At 40.2% G+C, this 20467-nt stretch carries 18 protein-coding genes and 1 pseudogene; 12 read left to right on the forward strand and 7 right to left on the reverse strand.

Going from position 1 to position 20467, the window contains the following annotated elements; genetic code table 11:
* Positions 1-26: 26 nt before the first annotated feature.
* Together AABK37_RS25040 and AABK37_RS25045 are read right to left on the reverse strand one after the other, a co-directional pair.
* Entirely contained in the window at positions 27-1085 is a 1059-nt protein-coding gene (locus tag AABK37_RS25040; RefSeq protein ID WP_432554226.1) for a glycosyltransferase family 2 protein, read from the reverse strand.
* A gap of 434 nt (positions 1086-1519) precedes the next feature.
* Positions 1520-2833, reverse strand: a complete 1314-nt coding sequence (locus AABK37_RS25045) for a glycosyltransferase (RefSeq protein WP_432554227.1) — start codon at positions 2831-2833, stop codon at positions 1520-1522.
* A 362-nt stretch (positions 2834-3195) separates the two neighbouring features.
* Here AABK37_RS25045 and AABK37_RS25050 point away from each other — a divergent pair, with 362 nt between their 5' ends.
* From AABK37_RS25050 to AABK37_RS25065, 4 genes are read left to right on the forward strand one after another with little or no spacing between them, the layout of a single operon-like run.
* The gene (locus AABK37_RS25050) at positions 3196-4740 is read left to right on the forward strand and encodes an NAD(P)/FAD-dependent oxidoreductase (RefSeq protein WP_432554228.1); all 1545 of its coding nucleotides are present in this window, start codon (positions 3196-3198) and stop codon (positions 4738-4740) included.
* 44 nt (positions 4741-4784) lie between these two features.
* Positions 4785-5489 (forward strand): actin-binding WH2 domain-containing protein, encoded by a 705-nt coding sequence (locus AABK37_RS25055; protein ID WP_432554229.1) that lies wholly within the window; start codon positions 4785-4787, stop codon positions 5487-5489.
* Between the two features lie 13 nt (positions 5490-5502).
* Complete coding sequence (locus AABK37_RS25060) at positions 5503-5652, forward strand: hypothetical protein (RefSeq protein WP_432554230.1); 150 nt, start codon at positions 5503-5505, stop codon at positions 5650-5652.
* Positions 5653-5669: 17 nt separating this feature from the next.
* The gene (locus tag AABK37_RS25065) at positions 5670-6377 is read left to right on the forward strand and encodes an actin-binding WH2 domain-containing protein (RefSeq protein ID WP_432554231.1); all 708 of its coding nucleotides are present in this window, start codon (positions 5670-5672) and stop codon (positions 6375-6377) included.
* A gap of 173 nt (positions 6378-6550) precedes the next feature.
* Here AABK37_RS25065 and AABK37_RS25070 read toward each other — a convergent pair whose 3' ends face one another.
* Both AABK37_RS25070 and AABK37_RS25075 read right to left on the reverse strand, forming a co-directional pair.
* Positions 6551-7093 (reverse strand): Uma2 family endonuclease, encoded by a 543-nt coding sequence (locus AABK37_RS25070; protein ID WP_432554232.1) that lies wholly within the window; start codon positions 7091-7093, stop codon positions 6551-6553.
* A gap of 35 nt (positions 7094-7128) precedes the next feature.
* On the reverse strand, positions 7129-9480 hold the full coding sequence (locus AABK37_RS25075) for a tetratricopeptide repeat protein (protein ID WP_432554233.1): 2352 nt from the start codon (positions 9478-9480) through the stop codon (positions 7129-7131).
* A gap of 419 nt (positions 9481-9899) precedes the next feature.
* Here AABK37_RS25075 and AABK37_RS25080 point away from each other — a divergent pair, with 419 nt between their 5' ends.
* From AABK37_RS25080 to AABK37_RS25100, 5 genes are all read left to right on the forward strand, one after another.
* Positions 9900-10163 (forward strand): hypothetical protein, encoded by a 264-nt coding sequence (locus AABK37_RS25080; protein WP_432554234.1) that lies wholly within the window; start codon positions 9900-9902, stop codon positions 10161-10163.
* 50 nt (positions 10164-10213) lie between these two features.
* Positions 10214-10441, forward strand: a complete 228-nt coding sequence (locus tag AABK37_RS25085; protein WP_432554235.1) for a hypothetical protein — start codon at positions 10214-10216, stop codon at positions 10439-10441.
* Positions 10442-10691: 250 nt separating this feature from the next.
* Positions 10692-11021: a hypothetical protein gene (locus AABK37_RS25090; RefSeq protein ID WP_432554236.1), complete on the forward strand. Its 330-nt coding sequence runs from the start codon at positions 10692-10694 to the stop codon at positions 11019-11021.
* A gap of 240 nt (positions 11022-11261) precedes the next feature.
* Positions 11262-11438 carry a 50S ribosomal protein L32 gene (gene rpmF, locus AABK37_RS25095; RefSeq protein WP_432554244.1) on the forward strand — a complete coding sequence of 59 codons (177 nt, stop codon included), beginning with the start codon at positions 11262-11264 and terminating at the stop codon, positions 11436-11438.
* A 347-nt stretch (positions 11439-11785) separates the two neighbouring features.
* Positions 11786-12382 (forward strand): sulfite oxidase-like oxidoreductase, encoded by a 597-nt coding sequence (locus AABK37_RS25100; RefSeq protein WP_432554237.1) that lies wholly within the window; start codon positions 11786-11788, stop codon positions 12380-12382.
* A gap of 183 nt (positions 12383-12565) precedes the next feature.
* Here the strand turns inward: AABK37_RS25100 and AABK37_RS25105 are convergent, their stop codons facing one another.
* Complete coding sequence (locus AABK37_RS25105; RefSeq protein ID WP_432554238.1) at positions 12566-13942, reverse strand: aldehyde dehydrogenase; 1377 nt, start codon at positions 13940-13942, stop codon at positions 12566-12568.
* Between the two features lie 138 nt (positions 13943-14080).
* Positions 14081-15157 carry an ATP-binding response regulator gene (locus AABK37_RS25110; protein WP_432554239.1) on the reverse strand — a complete coding sequence of 359 codons (1077 nt, stop codon included), beginning with the start codon at positions 15155-15157 and terminating at the stop codon, positions 14081-14083.
* Between the two features lie 93 nt (positions 15158-15250).
* Here AABK37_RS25110 and AABK37_RS25115 point away from each other — a divergent pair, with 93 nt between their 5' ends.
* Genes AABK37_RS25115 through AABK37_RS25125 form a run of 3 tightly spaced genes read left to right on the forward strand, consistent with a single transcriptional unit; the run spans position 15251 to position 20158 of the window.
* Positions 15251-15385 (forward strand): hypothetical protein, encoded by a 135-nt coding sequence (locus tag AABK37_RS25115; protein WP_432554240.1) that lies wholly within the window; start codon positions 15251-15253, stop codon positions 15383-15385.
* Positions 15382-16215, forward strand: a complete 834-nt coding sequence (locus AABK37_RS25120) for an AAA-like domain-containing protein (RefSeq protein WP_432554241.1) — start codon at positions 15382-15384, stop codon at positions 16213-16215. Before AABK37_RS25115 ends, AABK37_RS25120 begins: the two co-directional genes overlap by 4 nt.
* Positions 16157-20158, forward strand: a complete 4002-nt coding sequence (locus tag AABK37_RS25125) for an AAA-like domain-containing protein (protein ID WP_432554242.1) — start codon at positions 16157-16159, stop codon at positions 20156-20158. Before AABK37_RS25120 ends, AABK37_RS25125 begins: the two co-directional genes overlap by 59 nt.
* A gap of 98 nt (positions 20159-20256) precedes the next feature.
* Here AABK37_RS25125 and AABK37_RS25130 read toward each other — a convergent pair.
* Positions 20257-20467 (reverse strand): annotated as a pseudogene (locus AABK37_RS25130) (hypothetical protein); the annotation flags it as partial.

Raw genomic sequence — 20467 nt, forward strand, 5'->3', positions numbered from 1 at the left:
CTTGCGGCAAAGAATGTACATATACGTTATCTTTGCGAAGCCGCGATCGCCGACTTTACAGGTTGTGATGATTGATTTTGCAGACTTTGGAGATGTTTTTGGGCGTAGCGATCGCTTAAATAACGATTGAGTATACGATCCAACTTCATTAGCAAACTCTCAGCGCGGTAAATTCTCCGTCCAAAAACACTTTTAATTAAAGGAGCAATAATTGTATCACGCCGTCTTCTTCCTAAAGTGTCGTACCTTTTTTGAAAGTACTCGTCTTCGCTTAAATTCCATTTATCGCGTAAATGTTTGAGGCTAGACAGTTCCCACGCATCGCTCCAACGCAACATGTAAAAATGTAAGTCTGTCCACTTTAAAGGTGGTCCCGGTACGTATGTAGTCAGAGATTCGGGTTCTAAATAAATCGAACCACCTGCTTCGGTAACAAGCATACACAAATCTACGTGTTCTTTGGTATTCATTAATTTCTCATCTAACACGCCGATTTGCTTGAATATTTCTGTACGTACAATCATGCAGTGAAACTCTGCAAGCCCGGTTTTTTGCCGTTGCACTTGAGGAAGAATATCCTCAACTATTCTTCCTTGTTTATAAATTTTTTCTATTATTTGGCGTCTGGTTTTATCGCCTTTAATTTCCACTTTTACTCCAGATTCTCCACCCGCACAATGCACTTCTGAATGTATTGGGAGGTTCTGACAAATTAAGGGACTAACTACGGTGGCTTTGGTTTCTTCAGCGCAATTTACTAACGCTTTTAACCAACCTGGAGTAACTATTACGTCGTTATCCATGAATACAACATATTTGCTGTTGACTTCACGCAAGCCCAAATTCCTGGCGCGGTTGGGGGAAAGGTAGTAATCGGTACGAATCAGTTGAAATTGTTTTTCTTGCGCTTGTTCTTCGAGATAACGCTGGATATCAGATGGTGAATTCCCATCTACATAAATTAATTTGAATGGATATTCTGTATTTTGGTAAATGCTTTCTAAAGATTCACGAGTGTAGCTAAAACGCTCTCTTGGAGCAACAATAATTGTAACTTCTGGGTCGGCAATTGTGGGTATATTCATTTTGAAATCCTCGTGAAAGCAATTAAATCAGGTTTTGGTTAAAAGGAGTTATGTAGAATGCACTTATTTGAGTTGTGGCTGTAGTTCGTTTTTATGGCAGGACTTAGGCACGAGTCACGGAAAAACGAACCGCAAAGACGCGAAGGACACAAAGAAAAGAGGGTTACAAAGGGTTTTTGCGTAAGTCTTATGAGAAACTGGCAAATTTAGAATTTGCTAATGTATTTAGACATTTTTGGCTAGGTTGTAAATTATTAGTTGTAACTTGGCGGTATTACACTAGTTCATGATTAAGCTTGCTGATATCGTAGTGGTTTTCCACATAAGCGCGATTGATGCTACCCATTTGTTGCCATTGTGGATGTTTGATGAGATATTTTATCTTTTCCGACATGGGGTTAGCATCTTCCTTTGGTACAAGAAAATCAAAAATATTATGTTCTATTAATTCGGGAATACCAGCGTGTAGAGTTACTATAACTGGCAACCCTATTGCGATCGCTTGTTTGTTGTGAATTATTTTTCGCTACTAGTTCATAAATTTCTACTAATTCATCATTAAGCTTGTTGATATCGTAGTGCTTTTCTACATAAGCACGACCAGATGAACCCATTTGTTCCCAAATTTCTGGATGCTGAATGAAATAGCTTAATTTTTCAGATATAGCATCAACATCTCTTTCTGGGACAAGAAAACCAGAAATTCCATCTTTTACCAATTCGGGAATACCACCGTGTAGAGTTCCTATCACTGGTAAACCCATCGCCATTGCCTCTTTTAAGGTGTTGACGGGTGCATCTTGGTTTCCATCTTCAGCGGTTACGCTTGGAGCGATAAATAGATGGGTTTTATCTAAAATTTCAATAATTTCTTTTTGGTTTTTCCAACCAAGTAAATTGACTTGCTTGGTAACATTCAGTTCTTCAATAAGCTGCTGTAAGTGTTCTTTCAAATATCCATCGCCGATAATATTGTATTCGATATTTGGATGAATATTTGCTAGTTTGGCGATGGCGCGAATGCTGTATTCTATACCTTTTTTTTCGACAAGTCTACCCGTTGTGGCTATGCGAATTTTGCCGTCGGGGTGGGGATATCGTGTTTTAAATGTAAATTTATTGCAATCTATTCCCGAACCATGTACGACGATTTTTTTTTCATCACAACCAAGTTTAATGGCTCGTTGTCTAAAAAATTCGCAGTTTGCCAGAAAAAAATCTCCTTTGGCAAATAATTCGTTGTAAACGTCTTTGCCGCGCTCTTTTACATACGAACTGATATCGTAACCACGAAATGAAGTAATTAACTTTCCTTTGATGGCATCAATATCACGATAAATCATTCCATCAATTCCGTACATCCCAAACTGGCAATGAATAATATCGTATGCTTCGGTGTTTAATAAGGGTACGATCGCATACAATAACCTCAGAGAAGCGGCTCGTTTGCCATATTTGAAAATGTTAAGCGATCGCATCAACACTAAAGGAGCTTTCAAAAAATGCCTAAATATTAATTCTAGACCTTTTATCAAGCGCCACAAGTAATTTTCGGGAACACGCGGGTAATAGTGAGTGTGTTTTAGTAACTGATATTTTTCTACATCAGGATGCACTTTCTCAATATCATCTGTTGGATAACTATAAATATCAACTTTGTGTCCACGCAAAATCAAACCTGTAATTTGATTGAGGATGAATGTCTCTGATAAAACTGGAAAATACTTGACTATAAAGGCGACTTTCATAGAAACTATTTACAATCTCCTACATTGTTAACTTTTTTTAAGATAATATTTTTTGCGGATGAAAAAAACTTTTTAGGATACCTTTATAATTTCTTTAAATAGACAAACTTAATTAAAAGCTTATCTGAAGAGATTAAATTTGTTCCGAGGTAAGAATCACCTTCAAAGGCTTATATAGATGGCTGATGGATGCGATAAAATATTATTTTTACAGATGAAATTATATTAGTTTCATATTTTCTTACACAAGTCAAGTACCATCGGACGGGTAATTATTTAATTTTCAAGGAATAAAATTAAGTAAGTAGAATCAGGCAAAGATACGATTAAAAGTAGTAAGTTTGCAGGATTTTACTTTTATTATGTCTTTAACTGAAGAGATACTTTCACAATTACCGGGTGATGTTTTGGGAGGATTGCGTCGCAGCGATCGCACTTTGGCATCCCTGAGAGAAAACAACGCATCCATACCAATAATAGTCAAAGAAAGTCAGCAGTCTTTGGGTGCTGTGGATTGGGATGTTGTCATCTGCGGTGGCACTTTAGGCATTTTAATTGGTTGCGCTTTAGCTTTGAAGGGACTGCGGGTAGCGTTGATTGAGCGCTTTATTTTGCGTGGTAGAGAGCAGGAGTGGAATATTTCTCGCAAAGAGTTAGAAGTATTTTTGGAATTAAATTTGCTGACAGAAGAAGAATTAAATCAGGCGATCGCAACCGAATACAATCCAGCGCGAGTCAGCTTTCAAGGTGGTACAGAAGTGTGGGTAGAAAATGTACTGAATATCGGCGTAGACCCAGTATATCTACTGAATACCTTAAAAGAGCGATTTCTTGCCGCTGGCGGTAAATTGTTTGAAAACACGCCATTTACAGAAGCTGTAGTTCATCCAGATGGTGTGATGGTTGCTGGCAGCAAGTTCAAAACCAGATTGTTAATTGACGCGATGGGACATCTTTCTCCCATCACGCAGCAAGCACGACAAGGAAAAAAACCAGATGCTTTGTGTCTAGTTGTGGGAAGTTGCGCTCAAGGATTTCCGGAAAATGATTCTGGCGACTTGTTGTTATCATTTACATCCTTGCAGAATCAATGTCAGTACTTCTGGGAAGCTTTCCCGGCAAAAGATGGCAGAACCACTTACATGTTTACCTACATGGATGCACATCCACAACGCTTGAGTTTAGAAGCTCTTTTTGAGGATTATCTTCGCTTGATGCCAGAATATCAGGGTGTGGCATTGAGTCAGCTGAAGTTGCAAAGAGCGCTGTTTGGCTTCTTTCCGAGTTATCGTCAAAGTCCTCTAAAAACTTGTTGGAATCGCATTCTACCAGTGGGAGATAGCAGCGGTAATCAATCCCCATTAAGTTTTGGTGGTTTTGGGGCAATGGTGCGTCATTTAAAGCGTTTAACATTGGGCATTTATGAAGCACTGGAAACAAATCAATTATCTGCAAAGTCGCTTTCCATACTACAACCATATCAGCCAAGTTTGACTGTAACTTGGCTATTTCAAAAGGCGATGAGTGCAGGTGTAAATCAAAAAATTGCTCCCGATCAAATTAACCAATTACTCTCGGCGGTATTTCAAGAAATGCAACAGTTAGGCGAACCAGTACTTAAGCCATTTTTGCAAGATGTGGTGCAGTTTCCGGCATTAACGCAAACACTTTTCAAAACTGGTTTGGCGCATCCGGGATTGATTGCCAAAGTGATACCGCAAGTAGGTTTAACAAGTTTGCTAGATTGGACGGTGCATTATGGCAATTTAGGTATTTATTCTGTTTTATTTCGGCTGAGTCCAATGCTAGAACCGTGGATAAAAAGTTTGCCCAGCGAACAACAATATTACTGGCATCGTTTGATTGATGCTTGGAAATATGGTTCTGGTGGTGACTATTCTGATTGATAATTTGAGAAAAATTCAACTTCAACAACGTTTGTGAGAATAATATGATAGAACGGCAATCTCAAGGGATAAAATACTTTGCGGTACTGATTGGTTTATTACGCGATCGCCAAGCATTTCTCGAAGAAATTCGCGAAGGAACGAGATTACCAAGTAAAATCATTTCTCTACTAGTTTGCAGTTCGATATTTATTGCGATTTATGGCGGAATTATCGGTGCGTATCATAGTTGGATGCAAGCTTTATCTTCCGCTGTCAAACTACCATCTCTCTATTTAATCACGCTGCTGATTTGTCTGCCGACCTTGTATTTTTCTAATATTATTTTTGGCTCAAGGCGGAATTTTCCTCAGCATTTTGCATTGGTGCTAACTGCAGTTTCAATAACAAGTGTGTTGTTATTCAGTTTTGCACCAATCACGCTGTTTTTCTTGATAACTACTAATAATTACCAGTTTTTAATTCTGTTAAATGTAGTTATCTTTGCTTTAACTGGATTTATTGGAATTTCTTCTTTATATCAAGCAACCAGCTTGGTTTTAGAGCAAGATAATCAAGGTAGCAATACCCGCAAGAAAATCTTACAATTTTGGTTATTACTTTATGCTTTCGTCGGTAGTCAGTTAGGATGGACTCTCAGACCATTTTTCGGCACACCTGATTCTCCTTTTCAACTGTTTCGAGAAAGGGAAGGTAATTTTTATTTGAGTATTATTCAAGCTATTGGCTACCTTTTAGGATTTCGTTAGTGGATAGTGGATAGTGGGAATTGGGCATGGGGCATGGGGCTTTTTAAGAGGGGGAAAGGGGAAAGAGGAAAGGAAAAGAATTATTACCAATGCCCAATGCCCATTGCCCATTGCCCATTGCCTATTATCCACTAACAACCAACAACCAACGATTAACAACTAACAAATAACAAAATTAATATGCTTCATAAGCAATCTCGTCAAATAAAGCACTTTGCTGTTCTGATTAGTTTATTGCGCGATCGTCAAAATTTTCTCGAAGAAATTCGTCAGGGAACGGGATTACAAAGTAAAACTACTTCTCTGTTTGTTTCTAGTTCTATTTTCTTTGCCATATATGGGGGAATTATTGGTGCATCTCATAGTTGGGCACAAGCGTTATCTGGTGCGATTAAGTTACCAGCGTTTTACTTATTAACGCTCATCATTTGTTTTCCAACTTTGTTCTTTTTTAATGTTTTGTTTGGTTCACGTAGCAGTATTCAACAGCATTTTGTTGTGTTACTCACAGCTGTGTCAGTGATTAGTGTTTTGTTATTTAGCTTGGCACCAGTTACGCTGTTTTTTATGATTACTGCACCAGATTCTTATCAATTTTTCAAGCTATTGAATGTGTTAGTTTTTGGCATCACAGGTGCATTTGGGGTTAAGTTCCTTTATGAAGGAATGCAGTTACTATCTCAACAAGATGAGGTAGGAAAACGAACCCGCACGACTATTTTAAGATCCTGGTTATTTCTTTATGCTTTTGTGGGGATGCAGTTAGGATGGTTTCTCAGACCATTTTTTGGCGCACCTGGAACTAAATTTGAGTTGTTTCGGGCAGTGCAAGGTAACTTTTATCTTGATATTGTGGCGGCGATGTCAGAGATTTTCGGTTTTCGTTGATAGTGCCCTCACCCTTCTAGGGTGGACGGCAGTCGCTACAACGGAGGGAACCTCCGCAACGCGCTGCCTCGGCTATACCAACAAAACCCGCCTACGCGGGTTTTAAAATTATTAGTCCGCGCAGGCGGACTTTGTTTTTGTAGCCCCACCCTTCTAGGGTGAGGGTAATTTTATTAGCCCAACAATTCATCAACTGATACATTGAAACCTTTTAACATTTGAGTGCTGACAATTTCACTATCAGTAAACACAAGTCGCTGATTTTTGGTAATGACAATTATCCAACGATTTTCGGGAAACACTAACCAAACTTCTTCGCATCCAGACTGCAAATATTCTTGAGATTTAGCAATTACATCTTCAGCCAAATCTGTAGGAGAAACTATCTCAGCAATTAGTGGGAAACTTTGAGGTAAAACAGCAGGTTCACCAAACTGGGTAATTAGTTCTGGTGTGAGATAAGCAACATCAGGAACACGTCCCTGTTTGTTGGTGCGACAAGCTACTTCTGTATAAACTTCTCCCCCTTGTCCGCTAGACTCTTTGTAATTTCTCCAGTAAACTGCTACATTAGCTTGAATCCGACTATGCTTAAGTGTCACTCCGTTTTTCTCCACTAATTGCCCATCCACCCATTCTGTATTATCAGGGGGATTTTGCATCCAGTCTTCTAATGAAAATGTTGATACATTTGTAAGAATTGTAGAAGTTACCATTAATATCTATTCTCCTTTGATAGCGGTTACTAAAATTATGGCTGATTATTTATGAAAGCATCCATAGCTGTTTGTACTTTCTCAATTTGTTTGGGTGCTTGCATTTCGTGAAAAAGAGCGATCGCACTCTCAAAATTTTCTCTACTCTGGTTAACTTCACCTTTTTTGTGATTAGTTAATGCTAATTGATAATAAGCTTCAGCTAAATCACATTTTGCGCCTATTTTGTCAAGGATTTTTATTGATTCTAAATGATGCAAAAGCGATTTCTCAAATTCTTGCTGTTCTCGATACAATTCCCCTAAACAACTTATCGCTTTCGCTTTCACCTGAGCAAAGTGATTTTCTTCAGCATATAATATAGCTCTTTCACATAACTCGAATGATTTGGGGATATTTCCTAAATTTTTATAAGTGAAACATAAAAACAATAAGTTATATCCAGTTCCCCAAGCTGTCAATTTAGTTGTAGACATAGCTGTTTCCACCTTTTCAGCTAGGGAAAAAGCCTCTTCTGTTAGCTCTAAACATGAGTTTATGAAAGCCAGACAACATTCTGAATAAACGATATACTCATAAGAGGTTTCAGTTTGTTCTACAATCGAGCAAACCGAATTGAAAAATAATTTAGCTTCTTCAAGCTCCCATAACTCCATTTTGCAGAGTCCTATATTAAACAAGGGAGATATTTTCAGGATGTTAAGTTCAAATTTATCTACAATTATCCTTGACTCTTCATGGCATTCTAAAGCTGTGGAAAGTCTCCCAATTAATCGATAACTATAACCGAGAATATTGTAAAGCCTACTACGTTGATCGTGACAGCTAATATTGTCGATTATCTGCGTAATTACAGAAATGATTTTTTGAATTAAACCTAATTGATAAAATGAACTGCCTAAAGGTAAAGTAATTTTTTGTTTATTATCTCTTCTATAAAGAATCACACCACCCGCTTGTTCCAAATCATTAATTTCAAGAAAATGATAAAAAGCCTCCAAAGCGCTTAAGGCATCAGTTGTATTTTCGACTTCTGTAATTATCTGTGTCCAAAAGTCTGCGGCTTTGCGATTGACTAATTCCCATTCTTCACTTACTAATCTAAGTCTACCAATCGCTTCATCTCTAATTACTGGATGCAGCCAATATTGTCCTTTTTTAGCTTCTATCAAAGATAAATCTTGCAAGGCTTTAATTACACGTCTGCGTTGTTGTTCAGGTACATCCCAAAGCAAGCATAAAATTCCCTCGATAGGTACAGAAGGAATATCTTGATAGCGATAACATCCCAAACGACACAAAAGACGATAAGCTTCTAAATCTATTTGTTGTAATCGATTAAATTGGCTAGCAACTAAATCTTTTAACTCTCTTTCTATGAGCAAATCTCTAGAGTTTTCCTGCCAATATGCATCTATATCACCTTGAAAATCTGTGAATATTGCTCCTCTGAGAATTTGCATTGCTTTGGCATTACCTCCATAAGCTTTGCACATTTCATTCAACACGGTTGAATTACAATTTATGTTACGACTGCTGAAAAATTGTTGCCATACCTGCTCATCTAAACCTTCTAATGAGTAAAGATGAACTTCTAGACTCGACTCACGCAGACGCTCACGACTTGTGACTAAAGTAACTGAATGCACATCCGAATCGCTTAATACTCTTAATAGTTCCACATAAGGACGACGAGATTCTAAAAACTTACCATTTTTCTCAAGGGCAGTTTCCAAATTGTCAATAAATACGCCAATTTTTAGAGATTGATTTCTCAGCTTTCGTCGCAGTCGCTCTAAGTTTATCCCAAAATCTCTTCCTGGTTCTTCATTAAAATCTCGCCGCAACCATTCTTCAACTACACTCTCTACAGGAGTGAGGTTTTGGATTTCTGTTGCCATCCACAGTTCTAAAACAAAGTCGAAATTTTGCGCTTTGAAATACTTACGAGCTAGAGTTGTTTTGCCTACACCACCTTCTGCTTGGATGAGAATCACTTTCGCACCACTGTTGATGATGTTGTGGAGTTCAGCTATTTCGCGATCGCGTCCCAAAAAGTTAGAATCTATACCTGATCTAACGCCATTTGTCAATTCAATACTTGCGCTGTTGTTGCCATACTGCTGTTTGCATCGTTCCACCGCACTTTGAAAGCTTCCCTTTGTGATTTTTTCTCCCAATACCTCTGAGAGTAACTGCCAAAGTGCCGCTCCAACTTCTTTTAAATATACAGACGAGTATGCACAACTCTTTGCAATGTCATCATACGTCTTTCTTTGATCCTGCCATAAATCAGAAAATATAATCCTTTGGGGTTGTTCTAAGTGTCTCCCTGTTTTTACAAACACCAATCTGTCGGCAAATTCTAAAGCTTCTTCCGCACCCATTGGTTATTGAAGTTGAAGTATCGTTTTTTCTTTCAATGTAGCGTGATTTTTCCTACTTTTTCCAACTTCTTCTCATACAACCTACTTTTTCCCACAAATTTCGTCAGTAAAACTACCCACTTCATCCGGCTGACAAGCTATAAATTATTCAATACACTTTATAGTATGAAAGATAAAGTTTACTACCCAGCTTTAAAGGGCACAATCTCCAGAAATGCTCAGAGTTAATTTGGTGAGGAGATATTTTTTATAACTCTGATACTGCGGTGAAAGAAGGAGTGTTAGTAATTGTGCCAACAGTACATACATAAATGACTAATTAAAGCTGTGTTATCTAAAACTACCTGAGGTATTTACTGACTCAATTGAGGAAAACGTCCGAACATTTACTAGCTAACTCTTGATTACGGGGTTAAATTATGTTCCCAAAAGACTGTCCTCACGATTGCGAAAGCAATCATTGTCCTTTTGCCCAAGACACGCATAATCCTAACAGATATGTCTGCCTGAAGTGCGGTTTTGATAGAGAAATAGATCGGAATCGATTTAGTTTTGGTTCATTTTTGCTGCTTATTTTCACCATGCTGGTAATAGTATCGCTGTTAGCCAATGATGGTAAGCAAAATAAAAAATCAGTGCCAGAAAAGCCAAAACAATCTTTTTTATCATCCATCATCTTGTAAACGCTTAATGGCATTTACTCTCTTAAATCAACTAATGTGAGTGCATAACTATGACTACGAATCAATATACGCCTTTAATGAGATTGGTTTCCAAAATTCTCAAGTATTTCTTGTTGGTAATGTTAGGTTTTGCGATCGCCTACATTTTATCAACAGCTTTTAACGCCTTACCTATTGCCAAAATACTACTACCTTTAGTAGTAACTTGGTTTCAAAAGCTAGGAATTATCCTGTTGTGTTTGTTAGCAGCAGCAGTAATTCTTGAATCTTGGCGCTAAAAATTGAGGAAATAGGGAATCGGGGAAATCTCCCTATCTCCCTATCTTCTTTTAGCATTCAGAAACTTGAGTTGATGATATCTCATATCCCCGACTTGTAAAATAAGTCGGGGATATGAACAGCGTATTTTAATTTATGTTAAATTATTAATTTATTCACTTCAGCTGTATGCTAAGGTTAATTAAATTATCTAAAAATAGATTAAATATAAATAAATTCTTAAGATGTTGACATTATCCCAACAAATTAATGCTCGATTTCAACACCATAACTGAGTTATCCCGCGCCAACTGCGTGAGTATTTGTGCATTTCTCGTGCCAGCCAACTTACTGGCAACATCCTCGACAATCATCTTGGCAGCACTACGCCGTCCAACACATCAAGTATGGCAAGCATGTGCAATTGCCACCTTTTTCGCTGTAGTGATGATATTGCATGTCTATACTTGGTTCATGATTGGCGTCGTCATGGCTCCTACTTATATCCTCATGTGGCTAGCAATCACCTGTTTGCTGTCTAATTTCGCAGCGATTCTGCTGCAAAGACACATGCCTAAGATCCTCAGCTTTGGTAGATAAAGCGCAAAAACACGCCCTCACGCCTCACGCCCTCACGCCCTCAGGCTGAAGCCTGGGGCTACACTAACAAAGCCTGCCTTCGCAGGCTATACAGCTTTTAGCCTGCGAAGGCAGGCTTTGTTCGTATAGCCATACCCTTCTAGGGTATGGAGCAGAATATTTGTGAAAATCAATTACTAACTGATTGACAATTGATGGCTTAGAATAAAAAGGTTGTCAAAAATTGCGATATCTGCTGTCATGGCTGTTCCTAAGAAGAAAACATCGAAGTCCAAAAGAGATAAACGCCGAGCTACCTGGAGGCACAAAGCTGTAATTGAAGCTCAGAAAGCTCTCTCTTTAGGCAAGTCGATTTTGTCTGGACGTTCTACATATGTCTATCCAACTGCTGAAGAAGAGGAAGAAGAGGAATCATAATTTCCTTTTGAATAGGTAGTCCGCAAAAGCTAATCGAGTTGATGAGAAATTGGTAATCGGTAATTGGGAACACCTATTACCTATTACCGATGACCGATGACCAACGTGTAAATAATCGTATAAAGATTAATTAAGTAAATGAGTGTAAAATAAACGCGCTTTAATGTAGTGAGGGCTTCAGCACTCAAAACCTTTGCTATGAGCGGTAAACCGCTCACCCTCCGCTCCTCGCCAGTCGCTCATGGGGGAGACCCCCAAGACCGCGCTGGCTCACTACGTATTAGGAGTAGATTTTATCTTTAATTACGCTCACTTACTTATCTTCAGAAAACTTATTTTTTTCAATTATGGTAGGTAAATTTTTTCAGAAACCACAAAAAGAAGAAAGCGATCGCGTTCCTCAAGGACAATATTTAACTAAAGGCTTCCCTGTCTTAACCTACGGTGCAACGCCGAAAATTAACATAGATGAATGGGAATTTAAAGTTTGGGGTTTGGCAAAACCTGCGACTTTTACTTGGTCTGATTTTATGGCATTACCCCAACATCAATTCACAGCAGATTTTCACTGTGTAACACGTTGGTCAAAACTCGATGTCAAGTGGACTGGGATTAAAATTACAGATTTTATGAAGCTGATTGAGGTAGACCCGAAAGCGGCTCACATTATGGAACACAGCTACGGGGGCTACACTACTAATATTGCAATGGAAGACTTTTTACGCGAAGAAAACTTCTTTGCTTTTAAAGTATTTGATGAAGATTTGCCAGCAGAACATGGTGGTCCAATGCGGTTAGTTGTTCCCCATCTTTACGCTTGGAAAAGTGCTAAATGGATTAATGGTTTAGAATTTTTAGAGCGCGAAGAACTCGGTTTTTGGGAACGTAATGGTTATCACCGTCGTGGTGAACCTTGGGCTGAAGAACGTTATAGCAGCTTTTAATGGGCATTGGGCATGGGGCATCGGGCATTGGGCATAGGTTTGGCTGTGCGGTGGACGGGTTCCCACAGCAGTAAGCACCTGCCGTCATTGGGCATGGGGCATTGTGCATGGAAAGAATCGTATTAGAATAGCATTACTTACAGCCGCTTCTCTAATTCCCAATGCCCGATGCCCATTGCCCTATTACCCAAGAATTCGCTTTAGTAAGGATAATTTATCTTTGTAGGGAGGGTATAGCCATTTAACATCTAGCAGGAAAGGCTTGTATAATACGCTTTTGTAATGGGAAAATGTGTCAAAACTAGCTTTACCGTGATAGTTACCAATACCGCTTTCACCTACACCGCCAAATGGTAAAGATGAGACACCAACTTGGATGACTGTGTGGTTGATGCAAACTCCTCCGGATGAAGTTTGCTGACATACTTGCTTTTGGAGGTTTTTGTTTTGGGAAAATAGATATAAAGCTAGGGGTTTTGGTCGAGAATTAATTAAGGCGATCGCTTCACCAATATCTGTGTATTCAATCACAGGCAAAATGGGTCCAAAAATTTCCTCCTGCATCACTGCATCTGCTGAGGAAACTTTATCAATCACCGTCGGGGCAATATAAGATTCTGAAGAATTACTTTCTCCACCAACTACAATTTTACCATCTTTTAAGAAGTTAACCAACCTGTCAAAGTGTTTTTGATTAATAATTCTCGCATAATCAGGACTCGTTGCCGGATTATCACCATAAAATTCTTTCAAGCATTTTTGGATGCCAGCTAACAAATTATCTTTGATTTTTTTATCAACTAAAAGATAATCAGGTGCAATACAAGTTTGTCCGGCGTTGAGAAATTTGCCCCAAGTAATACGTCTAACAGTTTGTTCAAGATTGATGTCATCATCAACAATGCAAGGACTTTTACCGCCTAATTCTAAAGTAACTGGTGTGAGGTGTTTTGCAGCAGCTTCCATGACTATTTTACCGACTGCTGTGCCACCGGTGAAAAAGATGTGGTCGAACTTTTCTGCTAATAGTTGTTGACTTGTTTCCACACCTCCTTCTAACACTGTAATGTTAGCCGGATCGAAAGATTTGCTAATAATTTCTGCTAAAACACGAGAAGTATGAGGAGCGAGTTCTGAAGGTTTGAGAATTGCACAGTTGCCGGCAGCGATCGCACCCACCAATGGCGATATAATCAAGTTCAACGGATAGTTCCAAGGACCAATAATTAAAACTACTCCCAGCGGTTCGGGATAAATTCGTGCCGATGCCGGGAAAAAGTCAAGGGAAACTGGTGCTTTCTTAGGCTGAGTCCAATTTTTAATATCTTTTATTGCTGAATCAATTTCCTTATATACTAAAACTTCTGTAGCATAAGCTTCAAATTCTGGTTTCTTTAAATCTGCTTCCAGTGCTTCGAGAATAAGTTGTGTATGCTCAATTACTGCTTGTTTGAGAGTTTTTAATTGGGCAATGCGAAAATCAATATTTTTTGTTTCTCCTGTTTGAAAAAAGTCACGTTGTTTGCGGATAATATCAGGGATGGATAAGTTAGTATGCATGTTTTTTTCTCACATTCAAAATGTTTGAGTTGATTTGGAAACGCAGAGTGGCGCTGAGGTATACGCAAAGGTTCGCGGAGTAATAATTAGAGTTATTTGTGTTTTGAAAAAAATGGGATACTACCTTTGAATCTGCGTTTATTTGACGGGTAAATTAACAATAAATACACTACCTTTACCGAATTCAGAATTGACTCGAATTGTTCCTTCATGTGCTTCGACGATTCGACGAGAAAGATAAAGTCCTAAACCACTACCAGAACTTTTGTGGCTTCCTTGGCGAAATCGTTCAAATAAGGTGGTTTGTTCTTGGGGGGGAATTCCTGAACCTGTATCTGCTATTTCAATGGTAACAATTTCAGCTTGAGAAGTTAAGCGGATGGTAATTGAGCCGGTGTCGGTAAATTTGATAGCATTGCCTACAAGGTTGGTGAATAAGCGATGTAGTTCTAAGCGATCGCCTATCATTTTACTGCTTAACTCCTCTGTCAAATCGAGATTTATACAAAGTGATTTGGCTTGCGCTAAAGGTGTTAGTTCTCCTGCAACTTCTTCTAATAACGATCGCAGATTAATTGGTTGAAATGCCAAGGTTTTGCGACCGGCTTCAAAGCGGTAAACTTCTAATAAGGTATTCACCATCGCTAGCAGGTTGGTATTACTGCGAGCCATGATGGTGATAACTTCTTCCATTTGTGGTGATAGATTTCCTAAAGCACCTTGCCCAAACAGCATTAGTATTCGATCTGCTGCTACTAAAGGGGTGCGTAAGTCGTGGGTGAGACGAGAGACAAAATCTTCTCGCTGTTTTGCTATTTCGTCACGTTCGTCTATGCTGTGTTTGAGTCGCAGAAGCGATCGCACTCGCGCTAATAATTCATCGACTGTTACAGGTTTGCGGATAAAATCATCAGCACCCAAATCTAATCCTTGAGCAACATTCGGTGCGTCATGTGCGGTAATCAGCAGAATCGGGATATATGGCAATTGCGTATTACCACGTACACGTTTTGTAACTTCGTAACCATCCATTCCCGGCATCATCAAATCTAGCAATACCAAGTCACAACCAGATGTTTCAATTTGGGCGATCGCTAAAGCACCATTTTCTGCTGTGCTGACTGTGTAGCCTTCTTCCTCCAGAATGGTTTTGATTAAAAATATGTTATCGGGAGAATCGTCTACAACGAGAATTTTGTCAGATTGCGAACTCATATCAAAGCAATATATACGTAAATTTAAATTACAAGGTTAATTAGGTAGGCAGTCCGAGCGATCGCTATTTTACTTTTAATTATGGTTATATAAATGTTGCATCGGGCGATTTTAATTGTCGGGACAGATGCCGCTTTATTGGTATCATTATTAAATTTAAACCTCCCCCCCTTCCCCTCCCCCTCCCCCTCGTCCTCCCCCTCCCCCCCTCCCCCCCTCCTCCAATGAAGGCACCCCACCCAAAGTATGAATATCAAGTTGGGGGAAGTCTACCGGCTGATGCTCCCACTTACGTGACGCGGCAGGCTGATGATGATTTATACATGGGGTTAAAGGCGGCGGAGTTTTGCTATGTGCTGAATTCGCGACAAATGGGCAAATCTAGCTTGCGCGTGAGAACTATGGAACGCTTGCAAGCTGAGGGAATTGCTTGTGCGGCGATTGATATTACCGCGATTGGAACTTGGGATATCACACCTGAGCAATGGTATGCAGGGGTGATTGATAGTATAGTTGGCAGTTTGTATTTATACGATAAGTTTGATTTAGATAGCTGGTGGGAGAGTCACAGTTTACTTTCTCCGGTGCAGCGATTCGGCAAGTTTATCGAAGATGTTTTGTTGGTAGAGATTTCTGGACAAATTGTCATTTTTGTGGATGAAATCGATAGCATCCTCAGTTTGAGTTTTTCGATAGATGATTTTTTTGCTTTAATTAGAAGTTGTTATAACTTGCGGGCTGATAACCCAGAATACAAGCGGATTACTTTCGCGCTGTTTGGGGTAGCGACACCTTCAGATTTGATTGCGGATAAAAAGCGGACACCGTTTAATATTGGCAGAGCGATCGCACTGACTGGTTTTCAATTCGCTGAAGCTGCACCATTAGCTGAAGGCTTTGTGGGTCAGGTGAGTAATCCGCAAGCAGTGCTACGAGAAATTTTAACTTGGACTGGTGGACAACCGTTTCTCACGCAGAAGGTTTGTAAGTTGGTGGGGAGTGGGGAGTGGGGGAGTGGGGGAGTGGGGGAGTGGGGAAGAATATCAATCCCAAATTGAGGAGTTAGTGCGATCGCATATTATCAAATATTGGGAATCGCAGGATGAACCGGAGCATTTAAGGACGATACGCGATCGCTTGTTGCAAAATCAGCAGCGTGCTGGCAGGTTGTTGGGATTATATCAGCAAATATTGCAACGCGGTGAAGTTGCGGGGGATGACAGTTCCGAGCAAATGGAATTGCGGCTTTCCGGGTTGGTTGTGAAGCAGCAGGGATTAAAAGTTTCTAACCGCATTTACGCAGCGGTTTTTAATCAAAGTTGGGTTGATCAAGCATTTGCCAAACTGCGTCCCTATGCACAAGCGTTAACAGCGTGGTTTGATTCTGATTGTCAAGATGAATCGCGTTTGTTGCGGGGGCAAACATTGCGAGATGCTCAGACATGGACTGTAGGGAAAAGTTTAAGCGATCAAGATTATCAATTTTTAGCTGCAAGTCAGCAGTTAGACCGGCAAGAAGTGCAAATAGCCTTGGATACGGAAAGACAGGCAAAGCAAATATTAGCTGATGCACGACAGAAAGCAGAAATCGCTTTAGAGCAAGAGAAACGAGCAAATAAGCTGTTGGGAAAAGCGCAACAAAAAACACGACGACAAAGTTACATTGGGGCTGCGATTTTGGGAGTGTCGCTGCTGGGGGCTTTAGGAGTAGCAGCACTGACAGAACAAGCTAGAAAAAACGCTTTTACAGCTATCGATGTAGAACGCGATGGGAACTATGCCTTAGAAAGGTTTCAGTTAAATCAAATTGATGGTTTAGTGATAGCGATGCAGGCAGGGCAAACCCTGAAGCATTTAGTTAAAGAAAAGCATTCTATTGTTGATTATCCTGCCTTTAGTCCGATAGTGAGAATCCAAGATATTCTGGCGGAGATTCAAGAAAAAAATTCATTGGAAGAACATTCTTCTAGTGTTACCAGCGTCGCTTTTAGTCCTGACGGCAAAATTCTCGCTTCTGGAAGTTCTGACAAAACCATTAAACTGTGGGACACCGCTACTGGTAAAGTAATTCGCACCCTCACGGGACATACCGACTCAGTTAGAAGCGTCGCTTTTAGTCCTGACGGCAAAATTCTCGCTTCTGGAAGTTCTGACAAAACCATTAAACTGTGGAACATCAACACTGGTAAAGAAATTCGCACCCTTACGGGACATTCCGAGTTAGTTAGTAGTGTCGCTTTTAGTCCTGACGGCAAAATTCTCGCCTCTGGAAGTTATGACAAAACCATTAAACTCTGGAACATCAACACTGGCAAATTAATTCGCACCCTTACGGGACATTTCGAGTTAGTTAGTAGTGTCGCTTTTAGTCCTGACGGCAAAACCCTTGCCTCTGGAAGTTCTGACAAAACCATTAAACTGTGGAACACCACTACTGGTAAACAAATCCGCACCCTGACGGTAAGTTCTTTCCGTGTCCGAAGCGTCGCTTTTAGTCCTGACGGCAAAACCCTTGCCTCTGGAAGTTCTGACGGCGACATCAAACTGTGGGACACCAGCACTGGTAAAGTAATTCGCACTATTAAGGCAAATTCTTCTTTCGTTTTGAGCGTTGCTTTTAGTCCTGAGGGCAAAATTCTCGCTTCTAGAAGTAATGACAAAACCATCAAACTCTGGGACATTAACACTGGCAAATTAATTCGCACCCTCGCTGGACATTCCGAGTTAGTTAGTAGTGTCGCTTTTAGTCCTGACGGCAAAACCCTCGCCTCTGCAAGTGGTGACAGCACCATTAAACTCTGGGACACCACTACCACTGGCAAAGTTCGCACCCTTAAAGGACATTCCTCTACTGTTAATGGTGTTGCCTTCACTCCTGACGGCAAAACCCTCGCCTCTGCAAGTGATGACACCAACATCAAACTTTGGGATGCCACTACTAATAAACTAATTCGCACCTTCAACAGAAATACCTTCTCAGTTAACAGCATCGCCTTTAGTCCTGACGGCAAAACCCTCGCCTTTACAAGTTATGACGAAACCATCAAACTTTGGGACATCAATGCTGACAAATTTCGTACCCTCAGGGGAGATTCTTCCTTAGTTTTGAGCGTCGTTTTTAGTCCTGACGGCAAAACCCTTGCTTCTACAAGTAATGACAAAACCATCAAACTGTGGGACATCAACACTGGCAAAGTAACTCGCACCCTGACGGGAGATTCTTATGTTTCGAGTGTCGTTTTTAGTCGTGACGGCAAAATTCTTGCTTCTACAAGTAATGACAAAACCATCAAACTGTGGGACATCAACACTGGCAAAGTAACTCTCACCCTTACCGGACATTCCAACTCAGTTACCAGCGTCGTCTTTAGTCCTGACGGCAAAATTCTCGCTTCTGGAAGTGCTGACAACACGATCAAACTGTGGGACATCAACACTGGCAGAGAAATTCGCACTTTCAACAGACATACTAATACAATTACCAGCATCGCCTTTAGTCCTGATGGCAAAATTCTCGCTTCTGGAAGTGCTGACAACACGATCAATCTCTGGGACACTAACACTGGCAAGTTTCGCACCCTTACGGGACATTCCGACTCAGTTAACAGTGTTGCCTTTAATGCTGATGGCAAAACCCTCGCTTCTGGAAGTGCTGACAACACCATTAAACTTTGGAATTTAGATATAGATAATTTACTCTCTCAAGGCTGTAATCGATTACAAAATTATCTCATTATCCATCCAAACACTTTGTCAGAGCTAAAAGTTTGCCAAAATAAATCTATCTTGTTGGCAGCAGTTCCGGCGATGATTGCCCAAGGTGAGAAGCTAGGCAATGAGGGTAATTTTGACGATGCAGTTGCCAAATTTAAAACAGCCAAAGAATGGAACCCGAAATTAGAGATTAATCCAGAAGTCAGAGCCAAATCTCTGACATTAGCGTTTGCAGGCAGAGAATTAGCAAAAAAAGGTAAAATTGCGGATGCGATCGCCAACTTTAAACAAGCACTGCAACTTGACTCCAAAATAATTCTAGATCCAGATGCAGAAGTTAAAGACAACAACCCTCAAACTGTTGCCAACAAGCTTTTAGCATCAGAATATGTTACTCAAGCCAGAGAATTAGCAAACAATAGCGATCTTTCTGCTACAGTCGCCAAGTTGAAACAAGCACTGCAACTTGACCCCAATATCGACTTAGATCCATACACCGAAAGTATACAGCATAACCCAGAAGCTACTGCCAACAAGCTTGTAGCAGCAGCAAATGTTAATCAAGCCAGAGAATTAGCAAACAAAGGTGATATTTCTGGTGGAGTTGCCAAGTTTAAACAAGCAGTGCAACTCGACTCGAAAATCGACCTCGATCCAGATACTGAAGGTGTGCAAAATAACCCAGAAGCTGTAGCTAAAAGTCTGGCTGCAACAGCAGATGTTACTCAAGGCACAGAATTAGCAAACAATGGCGATTTTGACGGTGGAGTTGCCAAATTTAAACAAGCACTGCGACTCGACCCGAAAATCGACCTCGATCCAGATACTGAAGGTGTGCAAAATAACCCAGAAGTTGTAGCTAAAAGTCTAGCTGCAACCGCTTTAACTTCCAAAGCCGAGGAGTATTTAAAGCAGGGTGATTTTCCGAAAGCTGTTGCACTTTATACAGAAATTGAAAAACTACAGCCATCAAAAGAAATTCTCGCTAATTCTTGGAACAGTCTTTGTTGGTATGGTAGCCTGCGCGGTCATGCTCAGGATGTAGTCAAAGATGCCTGTGAAAAAGCAGTATCCCTTGCACCCACTGATGGCGATATCCTTGATAGTCGCGGTTTGGCGAGGGCGCTAACTGGCGATACTAAAGGTGCTATTAAAGACTTTGAAGTTTATATTAAATTAACTGAAGATGTTGAGGGGAAAGCACAACGGCAAAATTGGGTGAAAGACTTAAGGGCGGGTAAGAATCCGTTTACACAAGAAGAGTTGAATAAATTACGGGGCGAGTAGGAGAGAGGGGGAGAGGGGGAGAGGGGGAGCGATACTCTTTCAGGTCACTTCGCGATCGCACTTTTATTATCAAGTAGGCGATCGCACAACACAGTGTTTTATTCTTGTGTCGTAACGACAGCTTGAATTTTCATCACGACAGCTTTAACGTTAGTAACGACAGATTCGATTTTCATCACGACAGCTTCAACGTTAGTAACGACAGCTTCGATTTTCATCACGACAGCTTCAACGTTAGTAACGACAGCTTCGATTTTCATCACGACAGCTTCAACGTTAGTAACGACAGCTTTTATATTATAAGCAAAA

This window comes from Tolypothrix sp. VBCCA 56010, assembly GCF_050875635.1.
Classification (GTDB): domain Bacteria; phylum Cyanobacteriota; class Cyanobacteriia; order Cyanobacteriales; family Nostocaceae; genus Hassallia.

What these genes read in the sequence shown, in the direction of transcription:
- AABK37_RS25040 (WP_432554226.1), bottom strand. Translation starts at nt 1,085, where the DNA reads ATGAATATACCCACAATTGCCGACCCAGAAGTTACAATTATTGTTGCT.
- AABK37_RS25045 (WP_432554227.1), bottom strand. Translation starts at nt 2,833, where the DNA reads ATGAAAGTCGCCTTTATAGTCAAGTATTTTCCAGTTTTATCAGAGACA.
- AABK37_RS25050 (WP_432554228.1), top strand. Translation starts at nt 3,196, where the DNA reads ATGTCTTTAACTGAAGAGATACTTTCACAATTACCGGGTGATGTTTTG.
- AABK37_RS25055 (WP_432554229.1), top strand. Translation starts at nt 4,785, where the DNA reads ATGATAGAACGGCAATCTCAAGGGATAAAATACTTTGCGGTACTGATT.
- AABK37_RS25065 (WP_432554231.1), top strand. Translation starts at nt 5,670, where the DNA reads ATGCTTCATAAGCAATCTCGTCAAATAAAGCACTTTGCTGTTCTGATT.
- AABK37_RS25070 (WP_432554232.1), bottom strand. Translation starts at nt 7,093, where the DNA reads ATGGTAACTTCTACAATTCTTACAAATGTATCAACATTTTCATTAGAA.
- AABK37_RS25075 (WP_432554233.1), bottom strand. Translation starts at nt 9,480, where the DNA reads ATGGGTGCGGAAGAAGCTTTAGAATTTGCCGACAGATTGGTGTTTGTA.
- AABK37_RS25080 (WP_432554234.1), top strand. Translation starts at nt 9,900, where the DNA reads ATGTTCCCAAAAGACTGTCCTCACGATTGCGAAAGCAATCATTGTCCT.
- AABK37_RS25085 (WP_432554235.1), top strand. Translation starts at nt 10,214, where the DNA reads ATGACTACGAATCAATATACGCCTTTAATGAGATTGGTTTCCAAAATT.
- AABK37_RS25090 (WP_432554236.1), top strand. Translation starts at nt 10,692, where the DNA reads ATGCTCGATTTCAACACCATAACTGAGTTATCCCGCGCCAACTGCGTG.
- rpmF (WP_432554244.1), top strand. Translation starts at nt 11,262, where the DNA reads ATGGCTGTTCCTAAGAAGAAAACATCGAAGTCCAAAAGAGATAAACGC.
- AABK37_RS25100 (WP_432554237.1), top strand. Translation starts at nt 11,786, where the DNA reads ATGGTAGGTAAATTTTTTCAGAAACCACAAAAAGAAGAAAGCGATCGC.
- AABK37_RS25105 (WP_432554238.1), bottom strand. Translation starts at nt 13,942, where the DNA reads ATGCATACTAACTTATCCATCCCTGATATTATCCGCAAACAACGTGAC.
- AABK37_RS25110 (WP_432554239.1), bottom strand. Translation starts at nt 15,157, where the DNA reads ATGAGTTCGCAATCTGACAAAATTCTCGTTGTAGACGATTCTCCCGAT.
- AABK37_RS25115 (WP_432554240.1), top strand. Translation starts at nt 15,251, where the DNA reads ATGTTGCATCGGGCGATTTTAATTGTCGGGACAGATGCCGCTTTATTG.
- AABK37_RS25120 (WP_432554241.1), top strand. Translation starts at nt 15,382, where the DNA reads ATGAAGGCACCCCACCCAAAGTATGAATATCAAGTTGGGGGAAGTCTA.